Origin of the sequence: Mycolicibacterium gadium (assembly GCF_010728925.1) — a bacterium.
Taxonomy (GTDB): domain Bacteria; phylum Actinomycetota; class Actinomycetes; order Mycobacteriales; family Mycobacteriaceae; genus Mycobacterium; species Mycobacterium gadium.
The window spans coordinates 3,985,331-4,009,841 of the sequence record NZ_AP022608.1 but is presented as its reverse complement, the minus strand read 5'-3'; the positions used below and the strand labels follow the sequence as shown (position 1 = coordinate 4,009,841).

At 65.8% G+C, this 24,511-nt stretch carries 27 protein-coding genes and 1 pseudogene; 10 read left to right on the top strand and 18 right to left on the bottom strand.

The genetic code is table 11. From position 1 onward, the window contains the following. Nucleotides 1–54 precede the first annotated feature (54 nt). The 3 genes from G6N36_RS19795 to G6N36_RS19785 are packed head-to-tail and all read left to right on the top strand — an operon-like array spanning nucleotide 55 to nucleotide 3,247. Nucleotides 55–1,242, top strand: a complete 1,188-nt coding sequence (locus tag G6N36_RS19795) for a PP2C family protein-serine/threonine phosphatase (protein ID WP_170311131.1) — start codon at nucleotides 55–57, stop codon at nucleotides 1,240–1,242. Beyond that, nucleotides 1,239–2,810: a sensor histidine kinase gene (locus tag G6N36_RS19790; protein ID WP_163688571.1), complete on the top strand. Its 1,572-nt coding sequence runs from the start codon at nucleotides 1,239–1,241 to the stop codon at nucleotides 2,808–2,810. The genes G6N36_RS19795 and G6N36_RS19790 overlap by 4 nt, the downstream gene beginning before the upstream one ends. Next, entirely contained in the window at nucleotides 2,807–3,247 is a 441-nt protein-coding gene (locus G6N36_RS19785; RefSeq protein ID WP_163688570.1) for a response regulator, read from the top strand. Before G6N36_RS19790 ends, G6N36_RS19785 begins: the two co-directional genes overlap by 4 nt. A 6-nt stretch (nucleotides 3,248–3,253) precedes the next feature. Here G6N36_RS19785 and G6N36_RS19780 read toward each other — a convergent pair whose 3' ends face one another. Both G6N36_RS19780 and G6N36_RS19775 read right to left on the bottom strand, forming a co-directional pair. Continuing rightward, complete coding sequence (locus G6N36_RS19780) at nucleotides 3,254–3,664, bottom strand: ATP-binding protein (RefSeq protein ID WP_235690115.1); 411 nt, start codon at nucleotides 3,662–3,664, stop codon at nucleotides 3,254–3,256. A 69-nt stretch (nucleotides 3,665–3,733) separates the two neighbouring features. Beyond that, nucleotides 3,734–4,105, bottom strand: a complete 372-nt coding sequence (locus G6N36_RS19775; protein WP_179964823.1) for a hypothetical protein — start codon at nucleotides 4,103–4,105, stop codon at nucleotides 3,734–3,736. A gap of 48 nt (nucleotides 4,106–4,153) precedes the next feature. Here G6N36_RS19775 and G6N36_RS19770 point away from each other — a divergent pair, with 48 nt between their 5' ends. After that, complete coding sequence (locus G6N36_RS19770; RefSeq protein ID WP_163688569.1) at nucleotides 4,154–4,504, top strand: DUF732 domain-containing protein; 351 nt, start codon at nucleotides 4,154–4,156, stop codon at nucleotides 4,502–4,504. Between the two features lie 69 nt (nucleotides 4,505–4,573). Here the strand turns inward: G6N36_RS19770 and G6N36_RS19765 are convergent, their stop codons facing one another. Beyond that, complete coding sequence (locus G6N36_RS19765; RefSeq protein ID WP_163688568.1) at nucleotides 4,574–5,038, bottom strand: lipoprotein LpqH; 465 nt, start codon at nucleotides 5,036–5,038, stop codon at nucleotides 4,574–4,576. A gap of 121 nt (nucleotides 5,039–5,159) precedes the next feature. Next, nucleotides 5,160–5,597, bottom strand: coding sequence for a lipoprotein LpqH (locus tag G6N36_RS19760; protein ID WP_163688567.1), 438 nt, complete (start codon nucleotides 5,595–5,597; stop codon nucleotides 5,160–5,162). A 17-nt stretch (nucleotides 5,598–5,614) separates the two neighbouring features. Here G6N36_RS19760 and tgt point away from each other — a divergent pair, with 17 nt between their 5' ends. Next, nucleotides 5,615–6,868, top strand: coding sequence for a tRNA guanosine(34) transglycosylase Tgt (gene tgt / locus G6N36_RS19755; protein WP_163688566.1), 1,254 nt, complete (start codon nucleotides 5,615–5,617; stop codon nucleotides 6,866–6,868). Nucleotides 6,869–6,924: 56 nt separating this feature from the next. Here tgt and G6N36_RS19750 read toward each other — a convergent pair whose 3' ends face one another. After that, complete coding sequence (locus tag G6N36_RS19750; protein WP_163688565.1) at nucleotides 6,925–8,295, bottom strand: flavin monoamine oxidase family protein; 1,371 nt, start codon at nucleotides 8,293–8,295, stop codon at nucleotides 6,925–6,927. 318 nt (nucleotides 8,296–8,613) lie between these two features. Between G6N36_RS19750 and G6N36_RS19745 the strand changes: the two genes are divergently transcribed. Then, entirely contained in the window at nucleotides 8,614–8,793 is a 180-nt protein-coding gene (locus G6N36_RS19745) for a hypothetical protein (protein WP_163683902.1), read from the top strand. Here G6N36_RS19745 and G6N36_RS19740 read toward each other — a convergent pair. After that, nucleotides 8,790–9,545: an amino acid ABC transporter ATP-binding protein gene (locus G6N36_RS19740; protein ID WP_163688564.1), complete on the bottom strand. Its 756-nt coding sequence runs from the start codon at nucleotides 9,543–9,545 to the stop codon at nucleotides 8,790–8,792. The genes G6N36_RS19745 and G6N36_RS19740 overlap by 4 nt on opposite strands. Beyond that, entirely contained in the window at nucleotides 9,542–10,996 is a 1,455-nt protein-coding gene (locus G6N36_RS19735) for an ABC transporter permease subunit (RefSeq protein ID WP_163688563.1), read from the bottom strand. The genes G6N36_RS19740 and G6N36_RS19735 overlap by 4 nt, the downstream gene beginning before the upstream one ends. 76 nt (nucleotides 10,997–11,072) lie before the next feature. On the opposite strand from G6N36_RS19735, the gene G6N36_RS19730 reads away from it, so the two are divergent. Further along, nucleotides 11,073–12,395 carry an acetyl-CoA hydrolase/transferase family protein gene (locus tag G6N36_RS19730; protein WP_163688562.1) on the top strand — a complete coding sequence of 441 codons (1,323 nt, stop codon included), beginning with the start codon at nucleotides 11,073–11,075 and terminating at the stop codon, nucleotides 12,393–12,395. A gap of 33 nt (nucleotides 12,396–12,428) precedes the next feature. On the opposite strand, the gene gluQRS is transcribed toward G6N36_RS19730, so the two are convergent. The 3 genes from gluQRS to G6N36_RS19715 are packed head-to-tail and all read right to left on the bottom strand — an operon-like array spanning nucleotide 12,429 to nucleotide 14,846. Beyond that, complete coding sequence (gene gluQRS / locus G6N36_RS19725) at nucleotides 12,429–13,298, bottom strand: tRNA glutamyl-Q(34) synthetase GluQRS (RefSeq protein WP_163688561.1); 870 nt, start codon at nucleotides 13,296–13,298, stop codon at nucleotides 12,429–12,431. Nucleotides 13,299–13,311: 13 nt separating this feature from the next. Beyond that, on the bottom strand, nucleotides 13,312–13,680 hold the full coding sequence (locus G6N36_RS19720; protein ID WP_163688560.1) for a hypothetical protein: 369 nt from the start codon (nucleotides 13,678–13,680) through the stop codon (nucleotides 13,312–13,314). Then, nucleotides 13,671–14,846 (bottom strand): MFS transporter, encoded by a 1,176-nt coding sequence (locus G6N36_RS19715; protein ID WP_163688559.1) that lies wholly within the window; start codon nucleotides 14,844–14,846, stop codon nucleotides 13,671–13,673. Before G6N36_RS19715 ends, G6N36_RS19720 begins: the two co-directional genes overlap by 10 nt. Nucleotides 14,847–14,926: 80 nt before the next feature. On the opposite strand from G6N36_RS19715, the gene G6N36_RS19710 reads away from it, so the two are divergent. Beyond that, nucleotides 14,927–15,652, top strand: coding sequence for a DUF899 family protein (locus G6N36_RS19710; RefSeq protein WP_163688558.1), 726 nt, complete (start codon nucleotides 14,927–14,929; stop codon nucleotides 15,650–15,652). Here the strand turns inward: G6N36_RS19710 and G6N36_RS19705 are convergent. The 5 genes from G6N36_RS19705 to G6N36_RS19685 are packed head-to-tail and all read right to left on the bottom strand — an operon-like array spanning nucleotide 15,633 to nucleotide 21,585. Beyond that, nucleotides 15,633–16,043, bottom strand: coding sequence for a hypothetical protein (locus G6N36_RS19705; RefSeq protein WP_235690114.1), 411 nt, complete (start codon nucleotides 16,041–16,043; stop codon nucleotides 15,633–15,635). The two genes, G6N36_RS19710 and G6N36_RS19705, sit on opposite strands and share 20 nt — an antisense overlap. Before the next feature lie 44 nt (nucleotides 16,044–16,087). Further along, nucleotides 16,088–17,302: an FAD-dependent monooxygenase gene (locus G6N36_RS19700; RefSeq protein WP_163688557.1), complete on the bottom strand. Its 1,215-nt coding sequence runs from the start codon at nucleotides 17,300–17,302 to the stop codon at nucleotides 16,088–16,090. 12 nt (nucleotides 17,303–17,314) lie between these two features. After that, the gene (locus tag G6N36_RS19695; protein WP_163688556.1) at nucleotides 17,315–18,379 is read right to left on the bottom strand and encodes an ATP-dependent DNA ligase; all 1,065 of its coding nucleotides are present in this window, start codon (nucleotides 18,377–18,379) and stop codon (nucleotides 17,315–17,317) included. 27 nt (nucleotides 18,380–18,406) lie between these two features. Beyond that, a complete protein-coding gene (locus G6N36_RS19690; RefSeq protein ID WP_163688555.1) occupies nucleotides 18,407–20,521 on the bottom strand; it encodes a beta-glucosidase in 2,115 nt (704 codons plus the stop codon). Continuing rightward, entirely contained in the window at nucleotides 20,518–21,585 is a 1,068-nt protein-coding gene (locus G6N36_RS19685) for a threonine aldolase family protein (RefSeq protein ID WP_163688554.1), read from the bottom strand. Before G6N36_RS19685 ends, G6N36_RS19690 begins: the two co-directional genes overlap by 4 nt. 52 nt (nucleotides 21,586–21,637) lie before the next feature. Here G6N36_RS19685 and G6N36_RS19680 point away from each other — a divergent pair, with 52 nt between their 5' ends. Then, nucleotides 21,638–22,390 (top strand): DUF899 domain-containing protein, encoded by a 753-nt coding sequence (locus G6N36_RS19680; protein WP_235690113.1) that lies wholly within the window; start codon nucleotides 21,638–21,640, stop codon nucleotides 22,388–22,390. Between the two features lie 30 nt (nucleotides 22,391–22,420). Next, nucleotides 22,421–22,537 (top strand): annotated as a pseudogene (locus G6N36_RS29920) (ATP-dependent DNA ligase); the annotation flags it as partial. Nucleotides 22,538–22,603: 66 nt separating this feature from the next. On the opposite strand, the gene G6N36_RS19670 reads toward G6N36_RS29920, so the two are convergent. From G6N36_RS19670 to G6N36_RS19660, 3 genes are all read right to left on the bottom strand, one after another. Then, on the bottom strand, nucleotides 22,604–23,200 hold the full coding sequence (locus tag G6N36_RS19670; protein WP_014210455.1) for a hypothetical protein: 597 nt from the start codon (nucleotides 23,198–23,200) through the stop codon (nucleotides 22,604–22,606). Between the two features lie 173 nt (nucleotides 23,201–23,373). After that, nucleotides 23,374–23,757: a hypothetical protein gene (locus G6N36_RS19665; RefSeq protein WP_014210456.1), complete on the bottom strand. Its 384-nt coding sequence runs from the start codon at nucleotides 23,755–23,757 to the stop codon at nucleotides 23,374–23,376. A gap of 63 nt (nucleotides 23,758–23,820) precedes the next feature. Beyond that, nucleotides 23,821–24,102: an SHOCT domain-containing protein gene (locus G6N36_RS19660; RefSeq protein ID WP_014210457.1), complete on the bottom strand. Its 282-nt coding sequence runs from the start codon at nucleotides 24,100–24,102 to the stop codon at nucleotides 23,821–23,823. Nucleotides 24,103–24,511: the final 409 nt, after the last annotated feature.

Genomic DNA, 24,511 nt, shown 5'->3' with positions numbered 1-24,511 from the left:
GGTGACGCACGTGGGGAAACGTGGTTGCCAGTGAGTTCGATATATAACCCTGTGATGGGCACGTCCGCTGATCAGGCCGCCGATGAGCGGCCGTTCTCGGTGCTGCTCGTCGAGGACGATCGGGGTGACGCCATCCTGGTCGAGGAGCTCATCGCCGATGCGGGCGCCGATATCCAGGTGGTGTGGGCGCCCTCGATCGAGGACGCCGAGCGGCAACTGGCCGCATCCCGCCCGGACTGCGTACTGCTGGACCTCAACCTCCCCGATGCGAACGGAATCAAGGCGCTGGATCAGGTCGCCAAACAAGACGCCACGATGCCCATCGTCGTGCTCACCGGCCTGAACGACCAACACTTCGGCGTCTCCGCTGTTGCCGCGGGAGCTCAGGACTACCTGGTCAAGGGTCGGGTTGAGCCTGAAACGCTACACCGCGCGCTGCTCTACGCGGTCGAACGTAAGCGCGCCGAGCTGACCGCGCACGAATTGCACGCCAGCGAGCTGCGCGCGACGGAGAACGCGCGCCTCGAACGCGGGCTGTTGCCGTCGCCGCTGTTGCTCGACGATCCGGGTGTGGACATCGTCGCGCGATACCGGCCGAGTAGGCAGTTCGCGCTTCTAGGTGGTGACTTCTACGACTTTGTCCAAACCCCCGACCGCACCGTGCACGTCATGGTCGGCGATGTGGCCGGGCACGGTCCGAACGAGGCCGCGCTCGGGGTTGCGCTGCGTATCGGCTGGCGCGCACTGACATTCGCGGGCCTACGCGGCAACGAGCGAATGCGTCAGCTGGAGCGGATCCTGAGCGCCGAGCGCCCCGGCACCAGTATTTTCGCAACGGTTCTCTCGGTGGCCCTCTCCCCTGACGATCTGAGCTTCAACGCGGTGTCCGCCGGCCACCCCGCGATGTTGTTGCACGGCCCCGATTCGGTGGAGTGGCTGGAGCCTTCGGTGGGCCCTGCGCTGGGCCTCAACGGATACGAGTGGCCGCTGAACATCATGGAACTGCCGCCGGGACATGGCCTCGTACTCCTCACTGACGGCTTGATCGAGGGCCGATCCGGACGGGGTTCCGAACGCCTTATGGAATCGGGTCTGCTGGACGTGGCGCGGTCGTATGCGCATCTGCCCGGCGCCCGATTCGTCGAAGCGTTGATCGACGATGTCGAGCGTCGCGCGCAGTCCGTCGGCGGTATCAGCGACGACATCGCCGTCGTGCGCGTCGAGCGGACGGCGACCGGATGAAGTGGCAGCCCACGGTCCAGGGCTGGCAGAACCTGGTGCTGGCCGTCATGGGCGCGGTCGTACTCGCCGGCGCCGTCGCGGGTGCGATGCTGGTGAATCGGACGGACGCCGTGTCGCAGGAGATCACCGGAGACATCGGACCGATGCGGCTCGGCGCCTACAAGCTGCAGGCCGCACTACGTGACCAGGAGACCTCGTTGCGCGGGTATGCGATCTCCGCCAACCCCCAGTTCCTCGAGCCCTACGTTGCCGGGCAGAAGGCTGAGTCGGCTGCGGCGGAACAGATCCGGGCTGAAGCCGGGGATCGCAAGAAGGTGCTCGACGACCTGGATGCCATCGAGACGGCAGCTGCGGCATGGCGTACCACCTATGCCGAACCGCTCATCGCCGAAGTCAAACCCGGTGTGCCGTCGGTGGTCGACGGCCCGACGGTCGCGCTCGGCAAGACCTCGTTCGACACCCTGCGCCAGCTCTTCGACACCCAGCTGCAACACCTGCAGCAAGAGCGTGACGCCACCGATGCCGAGCTTGCGAATGTGAAAAGCTGGCGCAACGCCGTGCTGATCTCGGTCGTCGGGGCGACCGTCGTCGCCGCCATCCTGTCCGCGCTGGTGATCCGGACGGCGGTCACCCGGCCTCTTGAAGCTTTGGCCGCTGCCTGCCGAAGGATCACCCAGGGCGACTTCAGCAGTCGGATCGTGCCCGAAGGCCCCAGGGACATTCGCGCCATCGCCGCCGACGTCGAGGACATGCGCCAGCGGATCGTCGACGAGCTCGAAGATGCCACCGAGGCACGAACCATGCTGGCCGACCAGGCGGTCGAGCTGCAGCGGTCCAACGCCGAACTCGAGCAGTTCGCCTATGTCGCCTCGCACGACCTCCAGGAACCGCTGCGCAAGGTGGCTTCGTTCTGCCAGCTCATCGAGAAGCGCTACGGCGACAAGCTCGACGAACGCGGCACGGAATACATCGCGTTCGCCGTCGACGGCGCCAAGCGGATGCAGATCCTGATCAACGACTTGCTCACGTTCTCCCGGGTGGGCCGGCTCAACGCGACGAGCGACGACGTCGACCTCGGTGCCACGCTCGATGACGCGATCGCCAACCTCGACACCGCGATCGCCGAGTCCGGGGCCCAGGTCATCCGCGAGGGGCAGCCACTGCCCCGGATCGTCGGCGATCCTACGCTGCTGACGATGGTGTGGCAGAACCTGATCGGCAACGCGGTGAAGTTCCGGCGCGACGGCGTCGCGCCACGCATCGTCGTCAATTGTGAGCGCAGCGCCGACGACCCCGACGCCCCGTGGATGCTGACCGTGACCGACAACGGCATCGGCATCCCCGAAGAGTTCTCCGACAAGGTCTTCGTGATCTTCCAGCGCCTACACGGACGCGACGTCTACACCGGCACCGGTATCGGCCTGGCGCTGTGCAAGAAGATCATCGAGCATCACGGCGGCACCATCTGGATCGACAACTCCTTCGCCGGAGGAACCCGATTCCGCTTCACCATTCCCGTCACCGTTGACAACCAGGTGGCAGCCGATCTGGAAGGATCACCCTCATGACACCGGCCGAGCGCGCTATCGATGTCCTGCTCATCGAGGACGATCCCGGAGACGAGCTGATCACTCGGGAAGCCTTCGAGCACAACAAGATCAAAAACAATCTTCACGTCGCGCACGACGGCGAGGAAGGGCTGGACTTCTTGTATCGGCGTGGTGCCTACAAAGACGCACCGCGACCCGACCTGGTGCTGCTCGACCTGAACCTGCCCAAGTACGACGGCCGCCAACTGCTCGAGCAGATCAAGAGCGATCCCGACCTCAGCCACATCCCGGTGGTGGTATTGACGACGTCCTCGGCCGAGGAGGACATCCTGCGCAGCTACAAGCTGCACGCCAATGCCTATGTCACCAAGCCGGTCGACCTCGATCAGTTCATGAACGCGGTGCGCCAGATCGACGAGTTCTTCGTTCAGGTGGTCCGGCTGCCGCAGTTCTAGCTAGTTCTACGCGGCGGGATCGAAACTCAGACGTACCGTCGTGCCGTCTGACGATGATTTGACGTCCATGCCTGCGCTCATCGCGCGCATGATCGGCAGCCCGTGCCCGCGGGTGCTCGGCTGGGTGGGGGGATTCTTCCAGGCTCCGTGATCGATGACGTCGATGACGATCTGGCCGTACTCGTGACTCGCATCGACGAGGATCGCCCCGGGGTCGACGTCGCGGTACGCGTGTTCGATGCAGTTCGTACAGGCCTCGTTCACCACGAGCACGATGTCCGCGATGCCGGCGGCGGAGATCCCGATCGGCTCGAGCCAGTCGGCCAGCCGACGACGGATCTCGGCCAGTTGCTCCGCGACTGCCGGCACTTCGATGCGGAGCGAACCAACCGGTCGCGAACACGCATCGATTGCCACGCGAGTCGTTGTACCCCGAAAGGGCTCAGATCTCACGCATGCAACCGGTGCGTTATCGGGAAGTGACCTTTACTTGTAGAAGGTCCAGCTGTAGTCGGCGCTCCAGGCGCCGCCCATACAGCTCAGCGGCACCCCGTCGGGTGACTGCGCGACGCCCGTCTGGTCGCCGCAGGGCAGCCGCAATGTGCGGACTCCCACCAATGGCGGCGCCTCGATCCAGACGCGGCGCGAACTGCAGGCCAACGTGTTGCCCGAGGCGTCGAGGCCCCAGTTGTAGCGGGTGTTCTGGTTGCAATGCTCGCCGGCGACCGCGCTACGGGTGAGGTACGGCACGCAGTCCGCGCCATCGCAGTATCCGGGGGAGGCCGATGTGGTCGGTGCGATCACCATGGGAGCCGCCGCGAACCCGCACGCCAGTGCAACTGCAGCCACGATCTTCATGGGTCTCAGCGTAGGTTTTCCTGCGCGCCACGCGTAGGGTTTCCGTCTATGAAGCTGGTCATCGCCACTATGGCTGCGTCACTGGCAACCGCGGCAGCCACCGTCGCGCTCGCGCCGCCGGCTGGCGCAGACACCGTCGCGTACCTCGTCAACGTGCATGTGCGGCCCGGCTACAACTTCCCCAACGCCGACGCCGCCATCGGCTACGGAAACACGATCTGCGATCGGGTCGCGGGAAAGATGAGCTACGCGCAGCTCGTCGACCAGGTGAAGGCCGACTTCCGCACGACCGACTACTACCAGGGCGCTTACCTGATCAACCAGGCGGTCAACGAGCTCTGCCCCGCGCAGATCTGGCAGCTGCGCCAGTCCGCGGCGGGCTATACCGTTCCGGCCTAGTCGTCCCGGCATGACAACGGCGGCGCCCCTTTCGGGACGCCGCCGCTGAACGCTCTTGGTATGCCTCGACTACGGGCAGCTGACCTCGATCTCGAATGGCTTGTTCACCGGCTGCAACGGGTTGGCCATGTCGACACCGGTGGCGGTGCCGGAAATCTTGTAGGTGTTCCCGTCCTTCTCGGCCTTGGCCTCACCCTGGCCCGATCCACTCTGGTAGCCCAGGGTCACGCCGTTGACGTTGCCCAGACCGACCGACTGCACCGTGGGCTCATCGCCCTCGCTGACGACCGCGGCAATTCCGGTGGCGGCGTCGCCGATGGCGATGTTCATGTTGCCGCCCATGCTGGTGCAAACGACCGTGCCCTGGACGGCCTGGTCATTTCCATCGATCGTGACGGTGGACTTACCCTCCGCGGAAGCGGCAGACGAGGTCTCGCCGGACGTCTCGGACTTCTTGTCTTCCGATGAACACCCGGATAGACCGGCGACGAGGATGGCCATGCTGCCTACGGCGACCACGAACCCACGCTTCACCACTGTTCTCCTTCTTGTCGGCGTGACCCGTCAAGATCGGCGGATCATCTCGGCCAGTATGGTGCGCGGCACCCGCGCGGTCATCGGATTGGACGAAAACGTGAGCTGACCGCGATCGTGCTCAGCACGACACTTTGATCGCGAAAGTCCCCGAGTTTCGGAAACTGGGACTGTCGGTGTCGAAGCCCTCTGCTGTTCCGTTGATGTCGTACGTGCGGCCGGTCATTCCGACCTTCGCGGTGTCGTCACCGAGTCCGGCGTTGTAGCTCCCGGTGAAGCCGCCGAGGTCTCGGATAGCCACCGACTCGGCCCTGAGCTGGTCTTTGTTGGAGATCATCGCGGTGACACCGCCGGTGTCATCGCCGGTCTTGATGATGGTGAGCGGTCCAATCGTCATACATTGCACGGCGTCGGTGGCCCCGGCGTCCTGGCCGTTCACGGTCGCCTGGGCGGTGCCGGCGACGAGCGCGCCGGGTGCCGGGCGGTACTGCGGCGGCTCCGATGAGCAGCCCGCCAACACTGAGACGATGGCGGCGGCGACGAGCAGGTGAGTCCTCACAGTGCAGAATCTACGGCGTGACCGCGCCGAATACTCCGCGTCCGAGAGACTCGTCGGTGCCGTTTTTCAGCGTCGATGCCGAACTGCCCGGCCGGGCAGGCCGCGCGGGTGTGATCCGAACTCCGCACGGAGACATTCACACTCCGGCCTTCATCCCCGTCGGAACCCAGGCGACCGTCAAGGCGGTGCTACCGGAGACCATGAGAAGTCTTGGCGCACAAGCAATTCTCGCCAACGCCTACCATCTTTACCTGCAACCGGGGTCCGATATCGTCGCGGCGGCGGGCGGTCTCGGCGAATTCATGAACTGGCCGGGCCCCACATTCACCGACAGCGGTGGATTCCAGGTGCTGTCGCTGGGGGCGGGTTTCCGCAAGGTGCTGGCGATGGACACCGAGCGCGTCCAAGCCGACGACATCATCGCCGAAGGCAAGGAACGACTGGCCAACGTCGACGACGACGGGGTGACGTTCCGATCGCATCTGGACGGGTCCACCCACCGCTTCACCCCCGAGGTGTCGATCCAGATCCAGCACCAGCTCGGGGCGGACATCATCTTCGCGTTCGACGAGCTGACGACGCTGGTGAACACCCGCGGCTACCAGGAACGGTCGGTGCAGCGCACCCACGAGTGGGCGATCCGGTGCGTGGTCGAACACCGTCGGCTCACCAATGCACATCCAGGTCGGCCACCACAGGCGTTGTTCGGCGTCGTACAGGGCGCTCAATATGAGGACCTGCGACGCCAGGCGACGCGCGGGCTGACTCAGATCGTCGGGGAGGATGGCGTCGGGTTCGACGGCTACGGCATCGGCGGGGCGCTGGAGAAGCAGAACCTGGCCACCATCGTCGGCTGGGTCACCAGCGAGCTGCCTGACGACAAACCGCGTCACCTGCTGGGCATCAGCGAGCCCGACGACTTGTTCGACGCCGTCGCCGCGGGCGCGGATACCTTCGACTGCGTGTCGCCGTCGCGGGTCGCGCGCAACGCCGCGGTGTATACGAGTGGCGGCCGGTTCAACGTCACCAATGCGCGCTACCGCCGCGACTTCACGCCGATCGACGCCGAATGCGACTGCTACACCTGCGCGAACTACACCCGGGCCTACCTGCATCACCTGTTCAAGGCCAAGGAGATCCTGTCCGCGACGCTGTGCACGATCCACAACGAGCGGTTCGTCGTCCGGATGGTCGACCAGATTCGCGCGGCGATCAGGACGGGCGAGTTCGACGAGCTGCGCGCCGACGTGCTGGGCCGGTATTACTCCTAGGTTGCGATTTCGGTGCGCAAACAGTCGCTCAGCGATCGTTCGCGCACCGAAACCGTCTAGGAGAGTTCGGCGATGACGGCCGCCGCCGCGCGTTCACCGGCGTCGACCGCGCCCTCCATGTAGGCGCTCCAATACGTCGCGGTATCGGTTGACGCCCAATGGATGACGCCGATCGGCGTCGTGAGTGCCGGGCCGTAGGTGGTCCACACGTGCGGTCCGTGGTTGGCGTTGTAACAGCCGCGGGTCCACTGTCGCTCCGACCATTCACCGTCGACGTAGAACTCGGGTTTGGCTGCCCTGCCGCCGTAGTGACGCACGAGTTCGGCCGTCAGCGCTTCACGACGTTCACTCTCTGGCAGCCGACCGCAGGTGCGGGCTTGATCGCCCTCGAGGAACAGCAGGATCACGCCGTGATCGTCGCCGGGCAGGCACGTGTCGTTGGACATGCGGGCCGGACCGATATCGGAGATGAGCTGACCGTTGAAACCGTCCTTGCGCCAGAACGGTTCGTCATAGACGAAGAATGCCTTCATCGCCGAGCCGTTCGGCAGCCGTTGCGTCAGCTGGTCCCGGATGCCGGGCAGCGGCGGGTCGTACATGATGCGTCCGGCCAGCGTCGGCGAGATCGCGACGATCGCGCGCCGGCCGCGGGCGATGACCCCGCCGCGACAGTGCACGGTGACGCTGTCGGCGGTGTGCTCGATCAGCTGGACGGGCATGTCGAGCACGATGTGATCGGCGATCAGCGCCGCCAGCCGATTCGGGATCTCACTGGTGCCGCCGATGAAGCGAGTCGTCTGCGCGCCGCCCTCGGATTCGGCGAACAACTCCGACGTCACACCACAGGTCTTGATCGTGAACAGCAGATGCAGGAAGGACACCTCGGCGGTGGGGACCGCAAGGATGCCGACGGTGCAGATCTCCAGCAGATTGCGGGCCACCGGTGAAAGGCCCTGCGCGTCATACCAAGCGCCTGCGGTGAAGGCGTCCCACTCCAGCGCCCGCGGCGCCGTCCACGGCGCTTCGACGGGAACGTCCGCGGCCAGCACGTCGAGCCGTTTCAGTACCAAGGCGAGCTCCTGCAGCTCCGACTCGAAGCGCGAGTGAAACTCGTTCTCGCGCAACACCCCGGAGTCGACGAGTTCGTAGGACGTCTCGCCCTGGTCGTACTGGGGGTAGGTCTCGACCCCGAGTTCGGCCGCCAGCCGGAACATCCGTTCGTGCGTGTCGCCGATCCACTGGGCGCCGAGTTCGACCGGCACCCCGGGCATCACCTCTTGAGTGAGGATCCGCCCACCGACCCGTTCGTCGGCCTCCAGGACGAGCGGCACGAGTCCCGCCCCGAGCAGCTTTCGTGCCGCGGTCATGCCGGAGAGTCCCGCTCCGACGACGATGACGTCCGCCTCCATGGTCGATGGCTGCACCATCGGCCAACCTTCTCACAGTGCTTCGCTTTGAGTTGAGATAGACGAAATCTGCTGCGGAATCCTTGCCTGTACGGTCTAGCGCATGCGGTTCTCCTGGCAGGTGCCGGCGGTGTCGGGGCGGCGTTCTGCGCCATCGCGGTGTCGCCCGTCGTAGGCGAGGCCGATCAGGTTAACTGCATCAGCGGCTCGGCACCCCGGCCACGCACTCCGGTGGGCACCAGTAACGCACGCCGTTCAGCTCCCACCACCACGCCTCCCCGCCCGGGTTCTGAGTGCTGGCACGATTCGGCTGACAGGTCACCTCAAAGGTGAGGCCGTGTGTCTGCCTTCCTTGGTATCGGCACCCTCGACGCGCATCAGATTCTTCTCGAAGCACCAACCCAGGTGATGCACGGGAAGACAGACGTGCGCGACCCTGAGGCGTTCGATGCCGTGCCGTTCCTCGATCTGCTGACGGCCTACGGCTCACCCTGGGGCTCACAGGAACTGGAGAACTAGAGCGGGTTGAGGATCCGGTCCAGGAACTGGCGGGTGCGTTCTTCCTTCGGATTGCCGATCACCTCCGACGGCGGTCCCTTTTCGAGGATCACGCCGCGATCGGTGAACAGCACTTGGTCGGAAACCTGCCTGGCGAACTGGATTTCGTGGGTGACGATCACCAACGTCCAGCCTTCGACGGCCAGATCCTTGATCACCGAAAGCACCTCGCCGACCAGCTCGGGGTCGAGCGCCGACGTCGGCTCGTCGAACAACACGACCTTCGGCTTGAGCGCCAGGGCACGCGCGATCCCGACCCGCTGCTGCTGGCCGCCGGACAACTGGAACGGGTACTGGTCTTTCTTCTCGGCGAGCCCCACCTGATCGAGCAGCGCGGCGGCCTCGGCCTCCGCCTCGTTCTTCGGCCGCTTCTGCACGACGATCGGGCCCTCGGTAACGTTCTGCAGCACCGTCTTGTGAGGAAAAAGGTTGTGGGACTGGAACACAAAGCCGCTCTGGGCCCGGTAGCGGCGCAGTTGATCCTTGGCCACCGGCTTGGAGAAGTCGATCTCGATCTCGCCGATACGGACCACACCGGCATCGGGGACGTCCAGCGCGTTGAGTGCCCGTAGCAGCGTCGTCTTCCCTGAGCCGGACGGGCCGATGATGGCCGTGACCGAGCCCTGGGCCACATCGAACGACACATCGGTGAGAACCTTGTTGTCTCCGAAGGCTTTCTGTACGCCTTCCGCCTTCACGCGGTATTCGGTCATCGTGCGACATACCTTTCCAGCCGGCGCTCGTATCGGTTCTGGGCAAACGACAGCACCAGGCAGATGATCCAGTAGTACAACGCCGCGGTGCCGTACAGCGCGAAGAACTCGAAGGTTGGTGCGGCGACGTTCTGCGCGGTCCTGAACAGTTCGGTCACCAGGATCGTCGAGGCCAACGACGTGTCCTTGACCAGTGAGATCAGGGTGTTCGACAGCGGCGGCACCGCAACCCGGGTGGCCTGGGGCAGGATGATCCGCCGAAGCGCGCCAACGTAATCGAGACCGATGGTCTCGGCAGCCTCCCACTGTCCTTTCGGAATGCTCAGGATCGCCGAGCGGATGATCTCGGCGGCATACCCACCGACGTTCAGCGAGAACGCGATGACCGCCGCCAGGAACGGGTCGATCTTCACGCCGATCTGCGGCAGCGCATAGAACACGATGAACAGCTGCACCAGCAGAGGCGTGCCGCGGATGATCGAGATGTAGAACCGCGCCAGCCCCGAGACGGCGACGTTCGACGACAGTCTGGCCAGCGCGACGACGAGCGCGATCGCCAGGCCGACCACAAAGCTGATGATCGTCAGCGGAATCGTCTTCTCGATCGCGGCCCGCGCCAGCGGCCAGAGGTTGTCTCCGATGAGCTGCCAGGTGCTCGTCGGCCCCGCCTTGGACAGATCGACGTCGAGGTACTCCTCCGAGATCTTGGTCAAGGTGCCGTCGGCGCGCAGCTCGTCGAGTGCGGTGTTCAGCTCCGGCAGCAGCCCACTGTCCTTGCGGGCCGCGAACGCCTGCTCGCCGCGTTCGTCGGGAATGGTGGTCACCTTGAGCGGCGCGTCGGGATGTTCGGCCTGATAGGCGAGCACCGTGATGCTGTCGTTGATCACGGCGTCCACCCGACCGTCGTTGAGCACGGTGATGGCTTCGGAGAATCCGTTGACGGACACGACCTCCGCGCCGGCGTTGCGCGCGATCTCAGCCCAGTTGCTGGTGGGGTTCTGCGCGGACCGCTTGCCCTTCAGGTCTGTCACCGAGTTGATCGAATTGTCATCCTTGCGGGTGACGATCACGCCCTGGGAGATCGAGTACGGCTCGGAGAGGTCGTACTTCTGTTTACGTTCCTCGCTGATCGTGACCTCGTTGGCGACGATGTCGAAGCGATCGGCCTCCAGGGCCGCGAACATGGCGTCCCATGGCGTTTCGACGAATTCGACTTCTACGACCAACTTTTCGGCGACTGCCCGCGCGACGTCGACGTCATAGCCGGCGAGCTGTCCGCCTTGTTTCGGGTCGTGGAACGAATACGGGGGATAGACACCTTCGGTGCCCACGCGCAGTACGCCTGCCGATTTGATGGGGTCGCTACTCTCGCTACCCGACGAGCCGCATGCCGTCAGCAGCAGCGCCGTCAGTAGGAGTACCGCGAGGAACGATCTTGATAGACGGTGCACTTCCGGACGTTAGCAACCGCGCGCCGGTCGACCAATAGTTCGGCTCAGGCTGAGGTAGGTGTGGTTGGCTGGCGCCATGCCCATCGAGCTCAGCGCCGAGCAGGCCGCCGCGCGTATTCAGACCGCCGACACGTTGGGGATCCCACTGGGGCCCGGTCAGCCGCCCGCTTTCCTGCGAGCTCTCGGTGAACGTGACGACTGGACCGACCTGCGCGTCTACGGGGCGTTGATCGCGGTACTCACCGAACTGTTCTCGCGCAAGGGCGTTCGTTATCTGTCGGGATTCTTCGGCCCGCTCGAGCGCGCGCTGCGCGACGGTGGCGCCGACATCGCCTTCACACCCGCGGACTTTCGGCGGTTCGGGCCACTGCTCGAACGCCAGTGCCCGCGCGTGATGACCACGGTGGCGGCGCCACCCGATGCCGACGGCTGGTGCTCGCTGTCACTGCACGCCGGCGGCACGATCGGCGAATTACAGCGCGCCGGAGCCGATTCGGGTCGGCTACTCGTCGTCGAGGTGTCGGATGCGTACCCGCGCACGTTCGGGCTGGGAGACGAGCATCGGCACGCGCTGCACGTCGACGAGATCGACATCCTTGTGCACTCGACCGACGCGCCGCTCGCGCTGCCCGGCGGTGACGTGCCGCCCACCGAGGCGGACAAGGCGATCGCCCGGCACGCCGTCGAGTTCGTCCCGTCCGGCTCGACGCTGCAGACGGGCATCGGCTCGATTCCCAACCAGATCGCCACGCTGCTGGCCGAGGGTGACGGCGGCGACTACGGACTGCACAGCGAGATGTTCACCGACGGCTGTATGCATCTGCACCAGGCGGGAAAGATCTCCAATGCGCACAAAGGTGTGTACAAGGGGGTGAGCGTGACGACGTTCGCGTTCGGCTCGGCGGAGCTCTACACCTGGCTGGACGGCAACTCCGACGTCGCGTTCCTTCCCGTCGAGATCGTCAACTCGCCGGAGGTGATCTCCGCCAACACCCACATGATCTCGGTCAATGGGGGGCTCGCCATCGACATTCACGGTCAGGTCGTCGCGGACACGATCAACGGCGACCAGTTCAGCGGGATCGGCGGCGCTGAGGATTTCGTCGCGGGTGCGGGGCTCGAGCTGTCGGACCGGTCGCTGATATGCCTGCCGTCGACGTACGAGAAGGACGGAAACCTGCAGTCGCGGATCGTGCCGTGGTTCGGTCCCGGAGCGGTGATCACCACGCCGCGCCATCATGTCGACGTGATCATCACCGAGTTCGGGGCGGCCGAGTTGGAAGGCAGGACGGTCGCGGAGCGCGGCGAGGCACTGGCCTCGATCGCACATCCACAGTTCCGCGACGAGCTGCTGGCCGCCGCGAAGCGGGCGTCGAACGGCCGCTCACCCGTCGAGTGACTAGCGCGAACGTGGGTAACCCACGTTCGGCGGTTAGGGGCGGTAGATCCAGGGCTGGCGGGGCAGCTTCGACGGGTCGAACTGCGGCAGCATGTCTTCGACGGTGCTCGCTTGGTAGCCAAGGGAATCGGCGATCTGGGCGATCGCCCGTTCGACGCCGATCTCGGCGAGGGTGATGGCGCCGTCGCGTTTGGCCAGCCGCGCGCCGTCGGAGTTCAGGACCAGAGCCACGTGCGCGTACGTCGGCTCCGGATACCCGAGCAGTGCGGCAAGATACGCCTGACGGGGTGACGACGGCAGCAGGTCGTCGCCTCGCACCACCTGGTCGATGCCCTGCGCCGCATCGTCGACCACGACGGCCAGGTTGTATGCCGCGACACCGTCGCCGCGGCGCACCACGAAGTCGTCGACGATTCCGGTGTAGTCGCCGTGCAGCAGGTCGTGCACGGTGTGCGAGAGGGTGTCGGTGCGAAGTCGCAGCGCGGGCGGCCGTCCCAGTCGCCCGCGTCTCTCGGAGCGTTCGGCGTCGGTGAGGCCGCGACAGGTTCCCGGATATGCGCCCTGCGGCGCGTGCGGCGCGCGCGGCGCCTGAGCGATGTCCTTTCGGCTGCAATAGCATTCGTAGAGCAATCCGCGGTCGAACAGCACGTCTATAGCGCCGTCGTAGCGATCGGAGTGCTGGGTCTGCCACTCCGCGGGCTCATCCCAGGTGAGACCGATGGCGGTCAGGTCGTCGAGTTGGCGGTTGGCGACATCGGTGAACGTGCGGTCGTCGAGATCATCGACGCGCATGAGGAATCGGCGCCCGGTCGACCGGGCGAACAACCACGCGAGCACCGCAGTGCGCAGGTTGCCGATGTGCAGATCGGCAGATGGGCTCGGGGCGAACCTGCCTGCGCTCACCCTCGCAATCTAGCTAGCCGCGCTCCCATGGCGGGTCTTCGCCCATCTTCTTGTAGTACTTGGCGAGGTGGCTCTTGACGCGGTCGACGTCGTCATTGGGCAGGTCGACGCCGCCGCGGGCACCGTTCATGATGCCGCCGGCGGCCATCACACCGCGCGGCACGGCCAGCAGCTTGCCGCCCACGACGTCAGCGATCAGCAGCTTGTAGGCGGTGAAATTCTCCTTGTTGTCGCTGTCGTACCAGACGTGGGCGTCGCGGTATTTCTGGTTCGGCTCGTCTTCGGCGTCCGCCCACTTGCGCACGCGTTTCTCGGCCGCCGAACCATCCCACTCACGATCGCGGTCCGCCAGCGGGAGATCCTGAAAACTCGTTACAGACATGGGTTATGCGTGCCCTGGTCGCGTCGCTTCAAACCGTCCGACCGCAACCAGAAGGCAATTGTCAGGTACGGAAGCATCAGCAGCGCGAAAGCGCCGGGGTGGCCGCTGAGCTCTACCAACGCGGCGTAGCTGCTATAGACGGCGAGCGTCGCGACGTCCGTCGACATGCCTGCCAGCGAGGTGACGGTCGCTCTGGCAGGTCCGGTGATGCTGTCCTGCAGGCGGGTATCGGCGACGATGGTGGCGCATTGAAACACTCCGAACGCGGCCGCGAGGGCGAGCACGCCGGCGGGATGTCTCGACAGCGCACCCGCGGCCATCAGTACCGCGCCCCCAGCGACGAGCGCCGCGAACCCCGTCGATCCCCAGCGCGCGACGCGTCCCGCGGCCAGACCGCCCGCCGATGCGCCCGCCCAAACGACGACCATCAGCAGCGCGACGTCTGCTGCCGTGACGCCGCCGCTTTCGATCAGCAACGGGGTGTACTCATCGAGCGCACCCCACACCGATCCGACGGCCGCGACGAGGATCACCGCGGCGCGGACCGAGGCTGACCTCCTGGCTTCTCGCGTCCCAGCCGCCAACGTGTCCGCCCAGCCGAGCTCGGGCCCGTCGGCTCCGCGAATCCGATGCTCCGGGAACAACATTGCAACGAAAGACGCAATCACGGACGCGGCGACACTGGCCGCGCCGACCGCCGCGAACCCGCCGGCCGAGATGATCGGTGCCGCGACTGCACCCGAACACGTCGCGGCCAGGACGCCGGCGACCTGGCCGCGTCCCATCACCGTGGCGTATCTGTTCGTCGCCCGCAGTCGCTGCAGTTCTTCGTAGACGAGTGCCTCCAACGCGCCGGACGTCAGCGCCGACTTGAGGCCCCAGAGCACGAAACCGAGCGCGAACACCCAGTAGCCGGGAGCCGCGACCCACAACGTGAACGCGACGGCCGTCAGCAGTGGACCCGCGATCAACAGTTTGCGGCGCGAGGTCGCGTCCGCCCACGCACCCGAAGGCACTTCGAGCAGCAGGCTGGACACCGACCAGATGACGAACAGCGACGAAATCTGCCATACCGACAGTCCGGTGTCGCTGAACAGCAGCGTGTACACCGGGTACAGCAGCACGAAATCGTCGAGAAACAGGTACGCGTACAAAACGCCGGCCAAGCGGCGATGACTTTCGTGGCCCGTTAGCGGTCTAAATCAACATCGCCAATTCATGGAAGAAGACTAAGGGAGTGATTGCGATGGCAACACCGAATATCGTCGACCGCGCCGTCTGGCAGGCCGAACTCGACGATCTGCTCGTGCGGGAGAAGGCACACACCTGTGAGGGCGACGCGATTGCCGCCGCGCGACGGCGGCTGTCGATGGTCGAGGTGGATGCGGAGGCGCGGCTCGTGGGAGCGACGGGCACCGTGCCGCTGATCGACGTGTTCGAAGGACGCACGCAGCTGCTCACGTACTTCCACATGTGGCACGACGGCAAGCCCGCGCCGGAGCAGTGCGAGGGGTGCACGTTCTTCACCGGACATGCGCTGGAGCTGTCGTATCTGCACAGCCGCGACGTCACGTACGCCACGTTCTGTCAGGGCACGTACGACGAGAGCGTGCGGTACCGGGACTTCATGGGGTGGGAGATGCCGTGGTATTCGGCACGTGACTCTGATGCGCTACTGCAGGGCCGCCACTTCGGCATGTATGTCTGCTACCTGCGCGACGGAGACCGGGTCTTCGAGACGTACTGGAACACCGGCCGCGGCACGGATGCCGGCGCCAACAGCTACCACCTGCTGGATCTGACGGTGTTCGGACGCCAAGAGCAGTGGGAGGACTCGCCGAAAGGTTGGCCACAGCCCTTCGACCCCTCGGCAGGGGCACAGTTCCGCACCGGCGAACGGCCGACGTCACAATGGTCGCGGATCGAGGCGGGCCGGTCGGACGACCTCTCGACTACACCTTCACGAGGCTGATCGGGTTCTGGCCGCTGGTCCAGTCCGGGTCGCCGCACACACCGGGCTTGGAGCGGAAGCTGATGGCGCCCACAAGGGTTGCGGGGTCGAACGAATACATCAGATCCGCCGGACCGGTGCTGCCGTTGGGGCAGATCCGGCCGTTCGGGACGTCAGTGCGTTCGATCATCCACGGACCGCCGGCGACCCGGGTGATCTGTTCGAGCAGTCCGGTGGACGTCGAGATCGTCCCGCCGCAGGTCACCTCGGCGTTGCATTGCGTGGTGATGCTCCACGTGTTCGAGGTCGGACCGCTGATGAATGTGTACTCGCCATCGAGCCGATCGTCGGCCGAGGCCGGGCTGGCCATCCCGACGGCCGCAGCGATCAGGGCGGCCGTCGCGGCCGTCATGCGGATCATCACCGTGCGAGCATCACATGATTTGGGCGTCCGGATCACCGTTTCCAAGGCACAGGCAGCGGGGCGGGCGGATATTCGGGCAGTTGCGCGGTGTCCCCACCGATGTTGGCCACGGCGGTCAACCGGGAAAGTGCCCTGCCGACCGGGCTTGCGGCCAGACCCGCGCAGGCATGCAGTATGCGAATGCCGTTGCGCGTGCGGGGATTGGCCAGGCGAAGCGCGCTCTCCCGCACCTTCGGGGCGGTGGCGACGAATGGTCGCATCAGCGCCTGATACCGACCGAGCGCCGAGGTGATGTCGTCGGTGGCGGCGAGCTCACCGGCGAGGATGTAGGCGCCGATGAGAGCCAAGCTGGTTCCCGCGCCGCCGAACGTGGCGTTGCAGAACGCGGCGTCTCCCAGCAGCGTGACCCTGCCATTGCTCCACCTGGATGGCTGCACCCGGCCGACGGTCGAGAAGTACATCGGCGCACCGTCGTCAAGGGCAGCGAGCACCCGCGGAGCGGCACCTCCGACGTCGTCGAAGGTGCGTCGCAGGATCGTGAGCTGTCCGGCCCGGTCGAGGTCGTCGAAACCGCGAACGTCGGACATGAAGGACAGGATCGCGCGCGTGGTGCCGAGGTTGTCGGGCCGCAGGTGCACCGCGCGGTGACCGGTCGCGTGCTGCCAATTCCACCAGCGGTCGTCGTCGTCGGTGCGCGGGATGGTGGCGTACGCCAAGTACATCCCGAGGTTGGTCACACCGGCGGACGTGACGAAGCGGCGGGATCGCGAGTGCAACCCCTCGGCGACGACGAGGACGTCGGCCTGCAGCGAGCCGCCGCCATCGAGCGTGACCACGACGTGGTCACCGCGGTCGCCGACATCGGCGATACGGGAATCGAAGAGGTACTCGGTCCGATCGTGGGTGTGCTCGATGAATATGCGCGACAACTCTCCGCGCAGTATCTCCAATTCGGCTGTGGGGCCATCATTTCCATTGGGAGACAGCGGGAATGACGCGGCTGCCGAACCGTCCGGCCTGACGAAGCGCGTGCCCACCTCGGTCGTGTTGGCTGCCCGGATCTCGGCGTCGAGGCCCATGCGGCGCACGACCTCGCGGGCAGCGCCGTTGATGTCGACGTTCTGCCCCTCGTCGCGCCGCTGCGGGAAGCGTTCGATGACGGTGGTCCGCCAGCCGCGGGCGCTCAGTTGATGGGCCAGAGCGGGTCCGGCGATGCCCGCGCCGGAGATGACCGCGTGCGGAGTCATGAGGAAACCATGTCAGACGAGTCCAGGGACGATATCGCCGAGGCTGAAGGTGACCGGCTGTTCGAGCTGTTCGTAGGTGCACGATCGCGGGTCGCGGTCGGGTCGCCAGCGGTTGAACTGCGCGGTGTGTCGGAACCGCTCGCCCTCCATGTGGTCGTAGCGCACCTCGACGACCCGCTCTGGCCGCAGCGGTACGAACGAAAGGTCCTTGCCCGCGTTCCACCGCGATCCCTCGTTGCGGCGCGGGGTGCGTTCCCCAGAGATGTGGGCGGCCCAGTTCCACGGATGCTCATCGAATGTTGTTACCAGCGATTGCAATTCGGTGAACAGTTCGCGTCGCCTGGCCATCGGGAATGCGCCGATCACGCCTACCGAGGCCAGCGTGTCGTCGTCCTTGTACAGGCCGAGCAGCAGCGAGCCGATCGCTGCGTCGCTCGACTTGTGCACCCGGTAGCCGGCGACGACGCAGTCCGCGGTGCGCTCGGGCTTGATCTTGAACATGACCCGTTTGTCGGGCTGATAGGTGACGGTCAGCGGCTTGGCGATCAGCCCGTCGAGACCCGCACCCTCGAACTCGGTGAACCAGCGGCGCGCGGTCGGCAGGTCGGTGGTTGCGGGGGTGACGTGGATGGACGGGCCCGTGCCCGCCAACGCGTCGACCAGTGCGGCGCGGCGCTCGCTGAACGGACTCGACGTGTAGTCCTCGTCGTCGAGAGCCAGCAGGTCGAAGGCGATGAACGACGCGGGGGTCTTCTTGGCCAGCATCTGTACCCGCGACTCGGCTGGGTGGATGCGCTGCTGCAGCGCCTCGAAATCCAAGCCATCGTCGGTGGCGATCACGATCTCACCGTCGATGACACAGCGTGTCGGGAGTTCCGCGCGGACAGCGGCGACCAGCTCGGGGAAATACCTGGTCAGTGGGCGCTCGTTGCGGCTGCCGAGCTCGACGTCGAAGTCGTCGCGAAAGCAGATCGACCGGAATCCGTCCCACTTCGGCTCGTAAGACGCGCCGGGCGGAATCGACTTGACCGCCTTCGCCAGCATCGGTGACACCGGCGGCATCACGGGCAGTCGCATCGCTCCATTGTGCCGCGACAACAGGGTTCAGTGCGGCAGGGCTTGTCGACACGACTGCGGATCTCCGGAGTAGGCGCCGGTTTCGACGGTGATGTCGCCGTCGTCGAGCACGAAGCCGTCGGCCGTCCAGCGCTGCAAGGGCCGCGTCGAGCAGTCGACCGTGACGGACCTACTCGCACCGGCTGACACCGCGATCGAGCTGAAGCCGACGAGATGGCGCACCGGCTGCCCGTCAACCGGGCGCACCGCATACACCTGGACCACATGACGACCGTCGCGATCACCGGTGTTGGTCACCGTCACGGTGGCTTCGAAGCGCTCGTCATGGACGGTCCCGAGCGCCAGATCCGTTGTGGTGAACCTCGCGTAACCCAGGCCGAAGCCCAGCGGGTACGCCGCCTGCACGCCGTCGTGGTCGAGCTTGCGCTGACCCCACCAACGGTCATAGGTCACCGCGCGCGCCCGCCAATCCACTTGCGGCAATTGCGATTGCTGTCTTGGGATGGTGACAGGCATCCGCCCTGTGGGCTCGGCATCTCCGAGGAGGACGTCGGCAAGCGCGCGACCACCCTCCATGCCGGGGTACCACGCCATGAGGAGTGCGGCGACGTCGCGGTCCCACGGATCGACGACGACGGTGCCTCCCCCGATGACGATCACCACGGTCCGCGGATTGGCCGCGGCGACGGCGCGGATCAGCGCGACGTCCTCGTCGTGCAGACGCAGATCGGACCGATCGCCACCGAAGGTCCACCAGCGTTGCGAGAAGTTGAAGACCGCGCTGACGACTTTGGCAACCCGTGGCCGACGCATGATCCCGCCGAACAACTGCATCGTGTCGGGCCCGAGAGCGATCAACGCCTCGCCTTCGTCTTTCGGTGTCAGGCCGACGACGACCACCGCGACATCCGCATCGCCCGGATCTGTCGTGACGACGCGGTGACTGCCGAGCCGTTCGCGCAGTCCCTGCAGTACCGAAACGGTGTTGCGGGGCCTCACATTCGACGATCCGGTGTCGCCCAGGTTGGGTTGGTCGGCGAGCCGGCCCAGCACCGCGACGCGCCGAAGATTCTGTTCGTCGAGCGGTAAGAGCGTTGTGCCATCAACACTTTCGTTGCGCAGCAGCACCGTCGCACGGTGGGCGACCTCACGGGCCAGCGCGCGATGTGCGGCGCCGGCCACCACGGAGCGCGGGGGAGCCGGGCGGGCTCGCGCGGCGAACTCGATCTGGGTGCGCAGGATTCGGGCGCAGGCCCGCAGCACGTCGTCGCGCTTCAACTCGCCGGACCGCAACGCCGCCGGCAGCGCATGGGCGCGCTGCTGTCGAAACGGCATTTCGACGTCTTGGCCGGCAGCGACCGATTCGACCGGATGCCGCAGGCCCCAGACCCAGTCGGTGTGCACGAAACCGGTGAAACCCCATTGATCGCGCAGGATTTCGGTCAGCAGGTGACGATTCTCGCCGGTCCACTGTCCGTTGACCGAGTTGTAGGCAGACATCACGGAGTCGATACCGGCCTCGATGGTGCGCCGAAAGTGCGGCAGGTATCTTTCGTGGAGGACGTCGTCGGGCACACGGACGTCGACCTGAAACCGCGCTTCCTCCATGGAGTTGAGCGCGAAGTGCTTCACGCTGGTGATCACCCATGGCCGGGCGCCTTCGGTTGCCGCCGAACCCATTTCGCCGAGCAGGAACGGATCCTCGCCGTAGGACTCCTGCGCACGACCCCAGCCGGGAAAGGGCGCGACGTTGATGCAGAGACCACCCCAGAAGTTCGCGCCGAGCACACGCGCCTCGGTGCCGATCGCGGCCGCGACCCGCCGTTCGATGTCAACGTCCCAGGTGGCCGCACGTGCGATGGCGACCGGAAAGCTGGTGGACGGAGCGATGCCGACACCGCGCGGGCCGTCGGTGAATCGAAGGCCTGGGATTCCGATGCGGTCGATGCGTCCCGCCGTCACCGCGAGGAAGTTCGTCCGCGTCCGCGCACCGTCGACAACGGACTCCAGCAGCGCCTTGTCGCCGTCGAGCAGCCAAAGCAGCTCCTTGTCGGTGAGCATGCGCAGCAGTTCGGCGGCCACGTTGTCGGAGGTCTTGTCGCCGCGACGGACCGCGTCCACCGCCTCCTCGAAAGCGGTCATCGGCGCGCGAACTCTTCGGCAACGATCGAGACGAAGCGGTCGACGTCCTCGCGTGTGGTGTCCCACGCGGTCATCCAGCGGACCTCGCCTCGCGCGCGGTCCCAGTCGTAGAAGCGTGCCCGCTCGCGGATCCGGTCGGCGACGTCGTTGGGCACGATCGCAAAGACGGCGTTCGCCTGGGTGTCCTGTGTGAAAGCCAGCTCACCCAATGTGCGGTCGGCCTCGAGCGCGGTGCGCAACCGCTGCGCCATCGCGTTCGCGTGGGCGGCGCTGCGCAGACCCAGATCGTCATCGAAGAGTGCGAGCAGCTGTGCGGAGGCGAACCGCATCTTGCTCGACAGCTGCATGGTGAGCTTGCGGAGGTAGATGAGCCCCGAGGCGCGGTCCGGGTCGAGCACGATGATCGCCTCCGCGCCGAGGAGTCCGTTCTTGGTGCCGCCGAGGCTGAGCATGTCTACCCCGGCGTCGGTGGTGAACTCGCGGAATCCGACACCGAGCGCGGCGGCTGCGTTCCACAGTCGGGCGCCGTCCATATGGACCGCCATGCCGTGCTGGTGTGCGTAGTCGGAGATCGCCCGCACCTCGTCGGGTGTGTAGAGGGTGCCCAGTTCGGTGGTCTGCGTGATGCTGACGGCCAGGGGCTGCGCGCGGTGTTCGTCGCCCCAGCCCCACGCCTCGCGCGCAACCAGCTCGGGTGTGAGCTTGCCGTCCGGTGTGGGAACGGTCAGCAGTTTGAGCCCGGTCATCCGCTCTGGGGCGCCGGCCTCGTCGGTGTGGATGTGCGCAGTTGTCGCCGTCACGACCGCGCCCCAGCGCGGCAACATGCTGGTGAGTGCGACGACGTTGGCGCCGGTGCCGTTGAAGACCGGGAACGTCTCGGCACGCTCACCGAAATGGGTGCGAATCACCTCGGCCAGCCTGGCGGTGTATTGGTCTTCGCCGTAGGCGACCTGGTGACCGCCGTTGGCCGCGGCGATCGCGGCGAGAACCTCGGGATGCGCGCCTGCGTAGTTGTCGCTGGCAAAGGCGCGCCAGTCGGGATCGTGGAGCGGGGAGATCGACACACGTCGATCCTGCACCCGATGACTATGACGCGGCTGGGAGGTCTACCCATGTATGACCGACAACGGGAAGCAGGAAGGTCCCGGTATCCCGCCACCCTCGATGCTGCAGGAGTCGATCACGCTGCCTGAGGTCGTCTCGCGCGACGAATGGCAGGCGGCCCGCGACGACCTGTTGGACGAAGAGAAGGCATTGATGAAGGGGCGCGATGCCCTCGCGGCCAAGCGCCGTCGATTGCCGATGACCCCGGTGCGCAGCCAATACCGCTTTGTCGGCCCCGACGGTGAGGTGGACCTGCTGGACCTATTCGGCGGGCGGCGCCAGCTGATTGTCTACCGCTTCTTCTATGCGCCTGATGTCGAGAGCTGGCCGGATGGATCCTGCTCTGGCTGCGCGTTTTTCGCCGACACGGTGACCCATCCGGCGCATCTGGCGGCTCGCGACACGACTCTGGTGTTCGTCACGGCCGCTCCCCAGGAGAATGTCGCGAAGTTCAAGAAGCGGATGGGGTGGGAGCACCTGTCCTTCTTCACCCTGGTCGGTGACGACTTTTCCCAGGATTTCGGCGTCGAAGAGATGTTCGGTGTCGTCGTCTTCATTCGCGACGGCGATCGCGTCTACCAGACCTATTTCCTCAACGGGCGCGGTATCGAGGAGGTCGGCCCGGCGTGGTCGTTCCTGGACATGACGCCCTTGGGCAGGCAGGAGGAGTGGCAGGACGTACCCGAAGGGCGACCGCAAGGCGCGTCGTATGAATGGTGGCGCCTGCACGACAACTACGGCGATGTCGTGGCGCGCGGGCGATGACATTGCCGCGTGTCGGCGGTCTACGTGAGTATGGACATTGTGGACTTACCCGTGCGGCCGCCGCTGGAGCCGATGCTCGCGAAGTCTCAGGCCAAGGTGCCGACCGACGCGGGGGTGTGGTCCTACGAACCTAAGTGGGACGGCTTCCTTCACTGGACTTGTCAAAGGTTGTTAAGGGGAGCCGCAGTCCATCTGGCGGGTGGTTTGCTTCCGTCAGCGGCTTGGCCCCATCACTCCGTGACCCATACCGGGACCCATCATTCCGTGACCCATGCCAGGTCCCATCATCCCGCCGCCCATCATTCCGCTCATCATCGCCGGCATCCCTTCGACGACGAATCCGGTGACTTCGCGGGCGTGTTCGCGAATGGCGTTGGTCAGTTCTGGGTCGCTGGAGGTTTCGACCACCACCACGCCGCTGGGTGTGAGCGTGATCTGACGTTGATAATCGGCAGCGCGGCGGAACAGGGTGGGCAGGCTTGAGCTCATGCAGGTGACTTCACTGCCCTGATCGAGGTGGGTGTACATCGATGAGACGTGGGCCTGCAGTTCGGTGACGAGGTCGGCGGAGTCGGATTCGGTGGTGGTGCGCACGCCTCCGGGAATCTCTTCCACGCTGCGTCGAAGCTCCTGATGCCGCATGAACATGTTCATGTAGGCGCGCATGTCCATGCCGGTCGCGCCACCCATCCCGGGTTGGGCACGGCTGATTGGTATGTCGATAATGTTGCGCAAGACATACCCCAGGCCGAAGAGGGCCCCACCGGTGGCGAGCATTCTCAGCGCCGCTCGCCTGCTCATTCCGGTCATTTCCGATGATCCCTTCGCGTGCTCGACGTGTGCCGTGACAATCGCGTTGTGGGCGAACGCGCGGTGCGAGTTGCGTCCGTCTTGGGGCTATGGCGGCTTCGTGGCCGACGATGGCCGACTCGACGAGACAACGTGAAATTGCTGCCGTCGCAGCGTGAACCTGTGCTTGTGCGCTACGGCCGAGGTGTGGTTGGAGTGGTTGTCGGCGGCTGCGACTGGCCGGGCCCCAAGGGGCCAGAGGGCCCCATGTTCCCCGGTGGCCACGAGCCCTGCGGTCCCATCATGCCGGGTCCCATCATGCCGGGTCCCATCATGCCGGGTCCCATCATGCCGGGCGTTCCTTGACAGTGCCCCCGATTGCCGCCGAAACCGTCGGTGGCCCTGCCGATGAAGAACCCGGAAAAGAACACCACCGCAACGATGAACACCGCAGCGGCGGCAATACCACTCCACGCCAAGGCGTGGTTCACCCCTCTGCGCTGTCCGGCCGCGGCGATTCGTTCGCTCGTTGATTCAGGTGTATCGGTCATTCTTTCAATCTCCTTCGCTGCATCCATTTTTGAGGTCCTCGGTCGACTGGCACCGCGCTATCGGCCGACGCTGAGCTGTCGGCACGTGAGTCATCGCGGTTCCTGGTGTTCGCGCAGCAGCGTCATCCGCCGCAGATACTCATCCTCATCGATGTCGCCGCGCGCAAACCGTTGGGCTAGAGCATTTTCCGGCCGCGACCAGGTCCCTGAATCCGTGCGGTTGCGCTGTGCATCGCTACCGGCGAGATGCCGAACGGCCAGCACGACCGCGGTGATCAGGGCGGCCGACAACAGCACCATCACCACGCCCATGAGGATCCAGCCGCCCCATCCCCAACCGCCCCACATGCAGTCGTCTGTGCCGTACATCATGGTGGTGAACCCCTTTCATCTGACTGGCCGGGAAATGTCTCACCTGACACCACGATGGACTGGCAGGGCGCTCGGGCGGTAGGGCCGATGTGCCTCAACATGCCCGCAAGCCGTGCCGAAACCAGAAAGTGCCTGTCTCCGTAGTTCGGCGGCATTGGCTCGAGGATCATTTTCCTGCTACCTCTCAGCGTGAACCCTATTCTCCAATACCCCTGCGGGTATAGCAAGGGCGGTTTTCGGGGCGGATCCAACACGGCGTGGCGATCCGTGCCGCTCCGGCGACCCGACCGCCCGCGGATATGCCCTTGACCGGCCCTGTGTGCGCGGTGTGGTGGTGTGTGGGTTGGCATGCGGCCTCAGCCCGGTTCGCTTTCCCTGCCACGGGGCGTGTGCGCTGATGGAGATTGTC